The following is a 12,129-nucleotide window of genomic DNA, read 5'->3' as shown; positions in this document are numbered from 1 at the left end:
CTCACCATGAGGCTTCTTTATTACGCCCCGATCGCGATTTTCGGCTCGGCGTCCGCGTTGGCCGCCATTTCGCGCAGCGCACGCCGGTACTCGACCGGCATCACCTTGCGGAATTTGGGCAGCCAGTCCTTCCAATTGGCAAGGATGTCGGCGGCGCGCTTGGAGCCGGTCGCCTTCGCATGGCGCGTGATCAGGACGTGCAGCCGCTCGACGTCGGAGTCGAGCAGGTTCTTGAACACGTCGACCCGGCCGTGCGCCTCGAGGTCACCGGCGTGATTGTAGGTGCCGGCATTGATCAGCTCCTCCGACAGGACAGGTTCGAGCTCGACCATGCTGAGGTTACACAGCTTGTCGAAGTCGCCGGTCTCGTCGAGCACGTAGGCGATGCCGCCCGACATGCCGGCCGCGAAGTTGCGCCCGGTCTTGCCGAGCACGACCACGATGCCGCCGGTCATGTATTCGCAGCAATGATCGCCCGCGCCCTCGACCACCGCGACAGCACCCGAATTGCGCACGGCAAAACGTTCGCCGGCGATGCCGCGGAAGTAGCACTCGCCCTGGATCGCGCCGTACATCACGGTGTTGCCGACGATGATGCTTTCTTCCGGCACGATTGCAGAGTTCTTCGGCGGCTTGACGATGATCTTGCCGCCCGAGAGGCCCTTGCCGACATAGTCGTTGCCTTCACCCTCGAGCTCGAAGGTGACGCCGTGGGCGAGCCACGCGCCGAAGGCCTGGCCGGCGGTGCCCTTGAGGCTGACATGGATGGTGTCATGCGGCAGGCCGGCATGGCCGTAGATCTTGGCGACCGCACCCGACAGCATCGCGCCCGCGGAGCGGTTGGTGCTGTTGATCGAGGCCTCGATCTTCACCGGCGCGCCGCGGTCGAGCGCGGGCGTCGCCTTCTCGATCAGCGTGCGGTCGAGCACCGCTTCCAGATGATGGTTCTGGCGCTCGGAGTGATAGATCTTCTGGCCCTTCTCTTCCTTCTGCTTGACGAACAGCTTGGAGAAGTCGAGGCCCTTGGCCTTCCAGTGCGCGACCAGCTTGGTCTGGTCGAGCAGCTGCACCTGGCCGATCATCTCGTTGAAGGTGCGGAAGCCGAGCGAGGCCATGATCTCGCGGACTTCCTCGGCGACGAAGAAGAAGTAGTTGATCACGTGCTCAGGCTGGCCGGTGAAGCGCTTGCGCAGGACCGGGTCCTGGGTGGCGACGCCGACCGGGCAGGTGTTGAGATGGCACTTGCGCATCATGATGCAGCCGGCCGCGATCAGCGGCGCGGTGGCGAAGCCGAACTCGTCGGCGCCCAGCAGCGCGCCGATCACGACGTCACGGCCGGTGCGGAAGCCGCCGTCGACCTGGACCACGATGCGGCTGCGCAGCCGCTCGCGCACCAGCGTCTGGTGGGTTTCGGCAAGGCCGATCTCCCACGGCGAGCCGGCGTGCTTGATCGAGGTCAGGGGCGAAGCGCCGGTGCCGCCCTCGAAGCCCGCGATGGTGACGTGGTCGGCGCGCGCCTTGGCGACGCCCGCGGCCACCGTGCCGACGCCGATCTCGGAGACGAGCTTGACCGAGACGTCACCCGTCGGGTTGACGTTCTTGAGGTCGTAGATGAGCTGCGCCAAGTCCTCGATCGAGTAGATGTCGTGGTGCGGCGGCGGCGAGATCAGGCCGACGCCCGGCGTCGAGTGCCGCACCTTGGCGATGGTCGCGTCCACCTTGTGGCCGGGCAGCTGGCCGCCTTCGCCGGGCTTGGCGCCCTGCGCCATCTTGATCTGCATCATGTCGGAGTTGACGAGATACTCCGTGGTGACGCCGAAGCGGCCCGAGGCAACCTGCTTGATCGCCGAGCGCATGGAGTCGCCGTTCGGCATCGGCTTGAAGCGGTCGGCTTCCTCGCCGCCTTCGCCGGTGTTCGACTTGCCGCCGATCCGGTTCATGGCGATCGCGAGCGTGGTGTGCGCCTCGCGCGAGATCGAGCCGAAGCTCATCGCACCGGTGGCGAAACGCTTGACGATGTCCTTGGCCGGCTCGACCTGGTCGAGCGGCACCGGCTTGCGCTTCTCTTCGTCCGCATTCTTGATCCGGAACAGGCCGCGCAGCGTCAGCAGGCGCTCCGACTGCTCGTTGAGGATCTTGGCGAAGGCGCGATAGCGCTCCAGCGAATTGCCACGCGCGGCATGCTGAAGCAGCCCGACCGACTCGGCGGTCCAGGCGTGGTCCTCGCCGCGGCTGCGATAGGCATATTCGCCGCCGACGTCGAGCGAGGTCTTGTAGACCAGCGCCTCGCCGAACGCGTCGGCATGGCGGCGCACGGCTTCTTCCGCGATCTCGGCGAGACCGACGCCCTCGACGCGGGTATGCGTGCCGGCGAAGAACTTTCCGACGAAGTCCGCCTTGAGGCCGACCGCGTCGAAGATCTGCGCGCCGCAATAGGACTGGTAGGTCGAGATGCCCATCTTGGACATCACCTTCAGCAGGCCCTTGCCGATCGACTTGATGTAGCGCTTGACGATCTCGTAGTCGTCGAGCGAGCCGGGCAGGCGGTCCTTCATCGCGATGATGGTCTCGAACGCGAGGTAGGGATTGATCGCCTCCGCGCCGTAGCCGGCAAGGCAGGCGAAGTGATGCACTTCACGCGGCTCGCCGGATTCGACGACGAGACCGACCGAGGTGCGCAGTCCGACGCGGATCAGATGATGATGCACGGCGGCGCAGGCGAGCAGTGCCGGGATCGGCACCCGGTCGGTGCCGACCATGCGGTCGGACAGGATGATGATGTTGACGCCCTCGCGGACGGCGGCTTCCGCGCGCGCGCAGAGCTCATCTAACACCTGGTCCATGCCGGCCGCGCCGAGCCCGGCGTGGAACGTGGTGTCGAGCGTGCGCGACTTGAAGTGCGATTCAGCCACTTCCGAGATCGAGCGGATCTTTTCCAGATCCGCGTCGGTCAGGATCGGCTGGCGCGCTTCGAGGCGCTTGGTGGTGGCCATGCCCTGCAGGTCGAACAGGTTCGGCCGCGGCCCGATGATCGAGACGAGGCTCATCACCAGCTCCTCGCGGATCGGGTCGATCGGCGGGTTGGTGACCTGCGCGAAGTTCTGCTTGAAGTAGGTGAACAGCGGCTTGGCCTTGTCCGACAGCGCCGAGATCGGCGTGTCGTTGCCCATCGAGCCCGCGGCTTCCTCGCCGGTGGCCGCCATCGGCGTCATCAGGATGGTGATGTCTTCCTGGCTGTAGCCGAACGCCTGCTGGCGATCGAGCAGCGACAGGTTGGAGCGCACGCCGGTGGTCGGAACCTTCGGCAGCTCTTCCAGCACGATCTGGGTCCGCTCCAGCCACTCCTTGTAGGGATGGCTCTTGGCGAGATCGGCCTTGATCTCGTCGTCGGGGATCAGGCGGCCCTGCTCGAGGTCGACCAGCAGCATCTTGCCGGGCTGCAGACGCCACTTGGTGATGATCTGGTCTTCGGGAATCGTCAGCACGCCCATCTCGGACGCCATCACGATGCGGTCGTCCTTGGTCACGAGATAGCGCGCCGGCCGCAATCCGTTGCGGTCGAGCGTCGCGCCGATCTGGCGGCCGTCGGTGAAGGCGATCGCGGCGGGGCCGTCCCACGGCTCCATCAGCGCGGCGTGATATTCGTAGAAGGCGCGGCGCGTCTCATCCATCAGCGGATTGCCGGCCCACGCCTCCGGGATCATCATCATGACGGCGTGCGGCAGCGAGTAGCCGCCCTGCACCAGGAATTCGAGCGCGTTGTCGAAGCAGGCGGTGTCGGACTGGCCTTCATAGGAGATCGGCCAGAGCCGGTTGATGTCCTTGCCGTAGAGCTCGGAGCTCACCGAGGCCTGGCGCGCCGCCATCCAGTTGGTGTTGCCGCGCAGCGTGTTGATCTCGCCGTTATGCGCGATCATGCGGTAGGGATGCGCCAGCGACCAGGCCGGGAAGGTGTTGGTCGAGAAGCGCTGATGCACCAGCGCCAGCGCGCTCTCGAAGTCCGCCTCGTGCAGGTCGGGATAGTACTTGCCGAGCTGGTCGGCGAGGAACATGCCCTTGTAGATCACGGTGCGGCAGGACATCGAGCAGGGGTAATAGCCCGCAAGGCCGCGGTCGCGGCGCTGGTAGATCGCCTGCGAGATCGACTTGCGCAGGATGTAGAGCCGGCGCTCGAAATCGTCCTCGGTCTTGGCGGTGCCGTTGCGGCCGATGAACACCTGCATGCAGGCGGGCTCGGTCGGCTTCACGGTGACGCCGAGCGAGGAATTGTCGGTCGGCACGTCGCGCCAGCCGAGCAGGGTCAGGCCCTCTTCCTTGATCTGGTCGGCGATGATGCTCTTGATGACGTTGCGCCAGGCGGTGTCGCGCGGCATGAACAGCGCGCCGATGGCGTATTCGCCGGGTTGCGGCAGCGTGAAGCCGAGCTCCTTGGCCTTGCGGCTGAAGAACGCGTGCGGGATCTGCACCAGGATGCCGGCGCCGTCACCGGCGCGCGGATCGGCACCGACGGCGCCGCGATGCTCGAGGTTGCAGAGAATGCTCAGCGCGTCCGAGACGATCTCGTGCGACTTCTTGCCCTTGATGTTGGCGATGAAGCCGACGCCGCAGGAATCTTTCTCCAGGCTCGGATCGTAGAGGCCTTCGGCCGGCGGGCGCGAATTGTGTTCCTGAATCGGATCAGTCGTTTTCGAGGCGACCGTCGCCGACAGTTCTTCTGCCACGATGTTTGCGCGCTCGAATTGCGACCCGTTCATGTCCTCGTCCTCTCCATGCGGCAAGCTGTCTCACCGCCATCTTCGGCGCACCTTGGGCGTTCCGCGGCACCCGCCTCTGGGTCACCGCTCGTCCGCTGCGAGCCGCATTTTCTTAAATTCAGGCCAAGGCGTTCTACGTCCCCGTGAACGGCTTTGCCTGTTGCCTTCTTGGTGCTCGGAAGCACCGACTTTCGTTGCAATCCCTATGCCGGAATCGCTAGCAAAATTGAGACAGGTGTCCTGTCCTAACCATCACCTTGCCAAATTTTTGTCTATCACACAAGCGCGCGAAAGTCCCGATTCCCAAAGTGTCAATCATCGCTTTCCGCACGGCGCGCGGCCCCGGTTTTGAAGCAAACGCGCCCTGATCCGGCCCCGCAGACGCCGGAATCCCGAATGAAGCTTCGGATCGACCCTTCGGAAGGCGCGCCACGCCGCAAGAAGCGAAAGAGCGCGATCCATCCGGGGCCTGACAGGAGCGTGTCGACCATGAAGTTTTTCACAGGATGTGTGGCCGCCGCCGCGCTGGCGCTGGTCGTGACCGCGGCAGAGGCGCAAGTTCCAGCGAACGGTATTGTGGGAGGGGCTACGATCGCGGTGTCGGATTTCGACGGGCCCTATGGGCCGCCGGACGCCGTGCCGCCTCCGCCGCCACGATACGGCTATGGCTATGGCTACGAGGAACGCGGCCCGGCGCCGGCGCTGCTGCCGGCCACCGAAGTCTATGCGGTGCTGCGCGACAACGGCTTCTCGCCGCTCGGCATCCCGCGCCTGCGCGGCAGCGTCTACACCATCGCGGTGATCGACCGCCGCGGCGATGACGGCCGGTTGGTGATCGATGCCCGCGACGGACGAATCCTGCGCTTCATGCCCGCCGCCGACGCCTATGGCATGGCCCCCGCCTATGAGGGGCGTGCGGTCGCCCCTTACGGTCCGCAAAGCGCGCTGCCGCCGCCGACCGTGGTCCGCAGCGGCCCGCCGCGCCCGCCCGCCCCGATCCCGCGTGTCGCCAGCCGCACCGTGCCGCTGCCGAAGGCGGCTCCTCCGCGGGGCCAAGCGCCGGTCGCAGCTGTGAAGCCGGCCGAGCCTGCGGTGCAGCAGGCCCAGGCACCGCAGCCTCAACCTGCGCAGACCGCGGCCGTGCAGGCCAAGCCCACCGAAGCCGCGCCGCAAGCCGCTGCGCCGACTGTGGAGCAGGCAAAGCCCGCGGCAACAATTCCGCCGACGCAGGACATGCCGCCCGCGCAGGGGCTGGAATAGCAAGCTGCTGCTGATTGGCTCATCGTGAGACGGGCGCCGACGCCACACCTTCAGTGTCGTCCTGGCGAAGGCCAGGACCCATACCGCGAGGTCCATCGGTTGTGGACGATGCCAGTCCGACGGGTCTTCGCCAAACTTCTCCCTGTGAGTATGGGTCCCGGCCTTCGCCGGGACGACGATGGGGAGAGAGCTGAGCAAAACAAAAGGCGCCTGAGATTTCAGGCGCCTTTTTGCATCGTGACAATCGCCTCTCAGCTTCGCCCATACCCCGCAGCTTCCAGGATCAGATTCGCCACTTCCTTCGGATGCGACACCAGCGAGAGGTGGCCGGCATCGAGCTCGATCGTCGTTGCGTTCATGCGCTTGGCGAGGAAGCGCTCGAGATCGGGATTGATGGTGTCGTCGTTCTTCGAGACCGCGTACCAGCTCGGCTTGGCGTGCCATGCAGCTTCGGTGGTGCGGCCGGCGAAGATCGAGGCCGCGGTCGGCCATTGCACGGCATAGAGCTCCTTGGCCCGCTCCGGCTTCACGCCATTTGCGAAATATTTCAGGAAGGCGTCTTCCGAGAGTTTTGTGTAGCCGTCGCGCTCGACGATGCCGGCGCGCACCGGGCCGGTCGGGAACTGCTTCGACAGCGCCACGAAATCCTCGTTCGCATCGGGCGCGCGCGCGGCGACATAGACGAGCCCGGTGACCTTCGGGTCGGTGCCGACCTGGCTGATCACGGTGCCGCCCCAGGAATGCGCGACCAGCACGGTCGGCCCGTCCTGCTCGGCCAGCGCGCGCTTGGTCGCCTCGACGGAGTCGGCGAGCGACGACAGCGGATTTTGCACGGCGGTCACGTGAAGGCCCGCTGCCTGGAGGATCGGGATCACCTCCGACCAGCTCGAGCCGTCGGCCCAGGCGCCATGCACCAGCACGACGTTCTTGGCCTTCACGGTTTGCGGGGTCTGTGCGTGAGCCAGGCTGAGAGGGGCCGCCAGCAGGCTCGCGGCGACGAAAAGGCTGCGCCAAAGTGTCATGATCGTTCTCCGTCTTGTTTTGGGGTCGATGTCCAAAGGACGGAGTGAGAGGCGGCGCTGTTACGCGGCTTCACCGCTCTGTGATGCGGTGCAAAAGGACAACCGGAAACTGTCGTCCCGGCGAACGCCGGGACCCATACCGCGAGGTCTCTCGACGGGCAGACGGTGTGAGTACCGAGCTGCAGGTCTTCGCCAAACGTCTCCCTGTGGTTATGGGTCCCGGCCTTCGCCGGGACGACATCGAATGCAAAACAGAAAAAACGCCCCGGGGCACCGGGGCGTTTTCGCAACTCGGAAGTGGCGTGCGTGCGGTTTACGCGGCGACTTGCGCGGCCGAGTTCTCGATCACCTGCGCCTTGGGCGTGCCGGCATTGATCGCGATCTGGCGCGGCTTCTTGGCTTCGGGAATCTCGCGCACGAGGTCGACGTGAAGCAGCCCGTTCTCGAGCAAGGCGTCCTTCACCTGCACGAAATCGGCAAGCTGGAAGGCGCGCTCGAAGGCACGCGCGGCGATGCCGCGGTAGAGCACTTCGGACTTCGAATTCTCGCCGGCGACTTTCTCGCCCTTGATCGTCAGCGTGTTTTCCTTCGCGACGATGGAGAGCTCATCCTTGGCAAAGCCCGAGACCGCAACGGTGATGCGGTAGGCGTTCTCGCCGGTGCGCTCGATGTTGTAGGGGGGATAACCGGGGCTGCCGTCCGAACCGGCCTGGTCGAGCAGGTTGAAGAGGCGGTCGAAGCCGACGGTGGAACGATAGAAGGGGGTGAGATCATAGGTACGCATGGTCAAGTCCTCCATTGAGCGACTGTTGGTAACCCGCCCGCCAATCGGGCCGGGCTTTAGTCTGTGTGCAGCCTGATGTTCCGGTTCCGAAACACTGGTAGCGGCCTGCACCATGGTGATATGGGTTCAGGGGAACGGCGTTCAAGAGGGCGGCAACTTGCGCCTTTTCGGCGCTCCAGCCCCTTGATTTGCAGCATTTCCCGTCCAATGACGCTGATCTCGATTCCGTCCAATCCCGTTCCCGAAGACGTCGTCAGCGGCACCATCAAGACGCCCGATGGCGCCGAGCTTCGCTTTGCGCGCTGGGCGCCGCCGGCGAACCGCAAGGGCACGGTCTGCGTCTTCACCGGACGCAGCGAGCAGATCGAGAAATATTTCGAGACCGTGCGCGACCTGCGCGACCGCGGCTTTGCGGTGGCGATGATCGACTGGCGCGGGCAGGGCCACTCCTCGCGCCGCCTGCGCGATCCGCGCAAGGGCTATGTGCGCGACTTCGCCGATTTCGAAATCGACGTCGAGACCTTCGTCCAGCAGGTGGTGCTGCCGGATTGCCCGCCGCCCTTCTTCGCGCTCGCCCACTCCATGGGCGGCACGGTGATGCTGCGCATTGCGCATGCGGGCAAGCGCTGGTTCGACCGCATGGTGCTGTCGGCGCCGATGATCGACCTGCCCGGCCGCACCACCTCGTTGCCGGCGCGGGCGCTGCTGAAGACGATGCGCCTGATGGGGATGGGCGGCCGCTATGTCCCCGGCGGCAGCGACCGCATCACCGGGCTCGATCCCTTCATCAACAATCCCCTGACCAGCGATCCCGTGCGTTATGCGCGCAATGCCGCGATCCTGGAGGAGGATTCGACGCTCGGGCTGGCGTCACCGACGGTCGCCTGGGCCGATTCCGCCTTTCGTGCCATGCACACCTTCAAGGGCATGAACTACCCCTCCGAGATCCGCCAGCCGATCCTGATGCTGGCGGCCTCCAGCGACACCGTGGTCTCGACCGCGGCGATCGAGGAGTTCGCCTACCATCTGCGCGCCGGCTCCCATCTCGTGATCGCCGGTTCGAAGCACGAGATCCTCCAGGAGCAGGACCGCTACCGCTCCCAGTTCTGGGCCGCCTTCGACGCCTTCGTGCCGGGCACGCCGCTGTTCAAGTGAGGGGCAGTCTGTGCGTGGGCGGTGAGAATTGGACTCGCGGAGAGTCCCCCATCCTCCGTCATTGCGAGCGCAGCGAAGCAATCCAGACTGTCCCCGCGGAAGGATTCTGGATTGCTTCGCTGCGCTCGCAATGACGTATGGATGGACTCCGACCTCCCCCGCATCCGCCTTCGCTGAAGTTTGGGCGGACGAGAGCGGGGAGAGGTGTAGCGTAACTCACAGCGTCTTGAGATACTCGATCAGGTCGTAGCGCTCTTGCTCTTTGAGCACGCGGCCGATGGTGCCGTCCTTGCCTGGGCCCGGCGTGCCGTCGAACGAGTGGCCGGCATTGCTGTTGCCGAACATCTCGGTGCCATCAGACGCTCGCGTCGAGAAGCGCGACTGCCCGGTCTTGCAGCTCTCGCCGTCGACGACCGCGAAGCCGACCTGCTTCGGATCGTAGTCGCGACCACCTCCCATGCAGAACGATTTGGGGCGCTCGGCCGCGGGGCTCAGCATCCAGTAGAGCGAAGGCACCGATCCGTTGTGCAGGTAAGGCGCGGTGGCCCAGACGCCGTTGAGCGGGCGCGCGCGATACCAGGGCCGCGGCTCCTTCTTGTCGGGCGGCTGCGGACCGGGATTCGGGCAGTTCTTGCGCTCACCCCACCAGGCCTGCTGAACCTTCGGGGGGATCTTCGCATCGTCCATCGCTTTGCGGCTGACGATGTCGACGATCACCATCAGCCCGAGCGAGTACGGCATGTCGGTCGAGGAGATATCCGGCAGATTGCAGTTCCACCAGGCATTGAGATTCTGCGTGGGATCGAGCTTGAGAAACCCCGGGACCTGAACCGTCCGCGTCTCCAGCACGCTGGCCTGAGCGGGATCGGTCCCCATGCCCTTGACGCTCTTCTGGACCTCGTTCAGGAATTTGTCGTTGCCGATGGTCTCCCAGCGCGACGAGGACCAGATGCTCTGGTCCGGAAACTCGGTGTCGAACACGGGATCGTTGACCGGCCCGAGATGGCATTCGGTGCAGATCTGCGCGTAGAGCTTGCGGCCGTTCTTGACGCGTTCGCCATCGATCTTCCAGGCATTGTCGCCGAAGATGTCCGACGGCCATTTCGGCGATGTCAGTCCGGAGAGCTGCTTTTTCGGATAGGGCGCCGACCCCTTCAGCAGATCCTCGATCCAGTTCAGATTCTTGATATCCATCGACGAGCGGAACAGCGTGTCCTTGGGGCTATTGTCGGACAAATTGAGCAGCGCGGTCACGCCCAGTGCTTCGCCGGCGTTGCGGATCAGCGGTTGTTCGATGGAAGCGTCATATTGCGCGAATTTGAGCCAGGGCACGGTCCAGATCGGCGGGAAGCTGACCGGCGCGTCCTTGGCATGCAGATTCTTTTCGAAGCCGCTGAGGCCGCTGAGCGTCATGTCCTGGGCGAAGACCTGATTGCCGATGCGGTTGAGCGCGTCGAGACGGCCGTATCCTTCCTCGGTGTCCTGCTGCGGCTCTTCCCGCTTCGTCTTCTCGTTGAACCTCGTCTTGCCGTCGATGGTTTTCGCGTAGGTCTTCTCCCAGTCGATCAGGAATGTGCTGATCGCACGCAGCTTCTGCTTCAGCGCATCGCGATCCGCATCGCTGGCGGAGGGGCCGAGCACACGGTCGGCGAAGCGCGTGAAGCGACCCGGCACGATGAGCGTGTAGGCGATCGACAGGCCGGTCGTGACCTCGAGCTTCCTCAAATCGGTCATCGCCGGACCGCCGTCGAAACGGAGGTCGATGCCCTTGTAGTGGATCTGGCCGGTGTGGCAGGCGGCGCAGGTCAGGCCGATCCGGTCCTCGCCGATTTGGCCGGTCGCAGGATCGGGTACGCCGGTCATGCGCGCAAAGCCGACGGGCAGGCCGTCGACGTTTTCAGCCTGAGTGCCCCAGTTGACCGGCGGATTCCAAAGCCGCGCCGGCACCGGCTTCGTCTTGTCGTAGACGTTGGCATAGCCGAACCGGCGCAGCGTGGCGTCGTCGGTGTTGATCGTCTGCGGGCTGGGGATGAAGCCGAAGCGCTGCAGATGGTCGCTGTCGTGCAGCATCCCGGGCTTTGCGAAGAAATGAAGCCGCGGCTGCTCGAGCGCCATGAACCAGTTATAGGGCACCGGGAAGGTCGCGGTGCCCTGGCTGGCGTGATGAAACCAGTGCCGGTCCTCCAGCGCCCAGTTTTGCTCAAGCCAGTACGCGGCCCGGGGTTCGACGTGCTCCGGCAATGGCGGCGCCACCAGGTCCCCGAGGATACCGGGCAGCATCGGCTGGAATTGATCCGGAAAGCGCAGCGCCACGACGCCAAAGACCAGGAGCGCGGCGACGAGTCCGCCGGCAACGCGCAATATGAGCGAGGGCGGGGTGACCGGCTGGCTGACGACCCGCTGGGTGATCCTGTCCGGGAATTTGCGCTCGTTGAACAATGTCCTCACCTCGGCCACGCTGAGATAGCGGTCATCGCCCTGGCCCTTGCCCATGATCTTGAGCAGGATCGGCCATTCGAACTTCATCAGGATCGGGTAGTACCAGCGCGATTGCTTGCCGGCGCGCTTGAGATTGTCGTCCATGAAAGTCTGGATTTGCGAGGCGTTGAGCCCGGTCTCGGTGCCGCCATCGGGATCGGCATAGGTGCCGCCGAAACTGGCGAGCCGCGCGATCTCGTCCTCGTTGACGCGCCCGTCGACGCCGAGGATGCGCGAGCCGGCACCGAGCTTGTCGAGCGGACCGCCGCGCAGCGCATTGAGCTGTGCGCCCCAGCAGATGCTCTGCAGGATGTGACAGGCGCCGTTGGCGATCAGCGCGACGCCACGGGTCTGGATGCGGGCCAGAGTCTTTTTCGCTCCCGTCTCGCCGCTTGCATTCGCGATGGTCTGCGACAGCGTCCGGAGAGGCACGGTGCCGCCATCGACAAAACCTTCGCCGACGAGGCCGCGCAGGAACGGACAGGGATTGTTCGGCGAGACCTGGATCGAGGGATTGAAGGGGGGCTTCGAGGCGGGGTCGTTCATGGCCCAAATTCCTGAAAACAGCGAATCGTGAAATGCAGACGCGCCGATCAAGCGCGGAAAGTCCTAACAAACCGACAGCAGGGTATACTACCTCAGCGTGTGACGAAGTGTGGCCGAATTCACTGTTGTG

6 protein-coding genes are annotated in these 12,129 nt (G+C 65.0%); 2 read left to right on the top strand and 4 right to left on the bottom strand.

Annotated elements, in window-relative coordinates:
* Nucleotides 1-20: 20 nt before the first annotated feature.
* Nucleotides 21-4,754, bottom strand: a complete 4,734-nt coding sequence (gene gltB / locus E4K65_RS18935) for a glutamate synthase large subunit (protein ID WP_135175458.1) — start codon at nucleotides 4,752-4,754, stop codon at nucleotides 21-23.
* Nucleotides 4,755-5,243: 489 nt separating this feature from the next.
* On the opposite strand from gltB, the gene E4K65_RS18930 reads away from it, so the two are divergent.
* Nucleotides 5,244-6,014 carry a hypothetical protein gene (locus E4K65_RS18930; protein WP_135175457.1) on the top strand — a complete coding sequence of 257 codons (771 nt, stop codon included), beginning with the start codon at nucleotides 5,244-5,246 and terminating at the stop codon, nucleotides 6,012-6,014.
* Nucleotides 6,015-6,265: 251 nt separating this feature from the next.
* On the opposite strand, the gene E4K65_RS18925 is transcribed toward E4K65_RS18930, so the two are convergent.
* Nucleotides 6,266-7,036: an alpha/beta fold hydrolase gene (locus E4K65_RS18925; protein ID WP_135175456.1), complete on the bottom strand. Its 771-nt coding sequence runs from the start codon at nucleotides 7,034-7,036 to the stop codon at nucleotides 6,266-6,268.
* A 313-nt stretch (nucleotides 7,037-7,349) separates the two neighbouring features.
* Entirely contained in the window at nucleotides 7,350-7,820 is a 471-nt protein-coding gene (locus tag E4K65_RS18920) for an Hsp20 family protein (protein ID WP_167770941.1), read from the bottom strand.
* Between the two features lie 207 nt (nucleotides 7,821-8,027).
* Between E4K65_RS18920 and E4K65_RS18915 the strand changes: the two genes are divergently transcribed.
* Entirely contained in the window at nucleotides 8,028-8,975 is a 948-nt protein-coding gene (locus E4K65_RS18915; protein WP_135175454.1) for an alpha/beta fold hydrolase, read from the top strand.
* 216 nt (nucleotides 8,976-9,191) lie between these two features.
* Here E4K65_RS18915 and E4K65_RS18910 read toward each other — a convergent pair whose 3' ends face one another.
* Complete coding sequence (locus E4K65_RS18910) at nucleotides 9,192-11,999, bottom strand: di-heme-cytochrome C peroxidase (RefSeq protein ID WP_135175453.1); 2,808 nt, start codon at nucleotides 11,997-11,999, stop codon at nucleotides 9,192-9,194.
* Nucleotides 12,000-12,129: the final 130 nt, after the last annotated feature.

This window comes from Bradyrhizobium niftali (assembly GCF_004571025.1).
Lineage (GTDB): Bacteria > Pseudomonadota > Alphaproteobacteria > Rhizobiales > Xanthobacteraceae > Bradyrhizobium > Bradyrhizobium niftali.
Note: the sequence above shows the minus strand (reverse complement) of the source record. Positions and strands in the feature narration are given on the sequence as shown.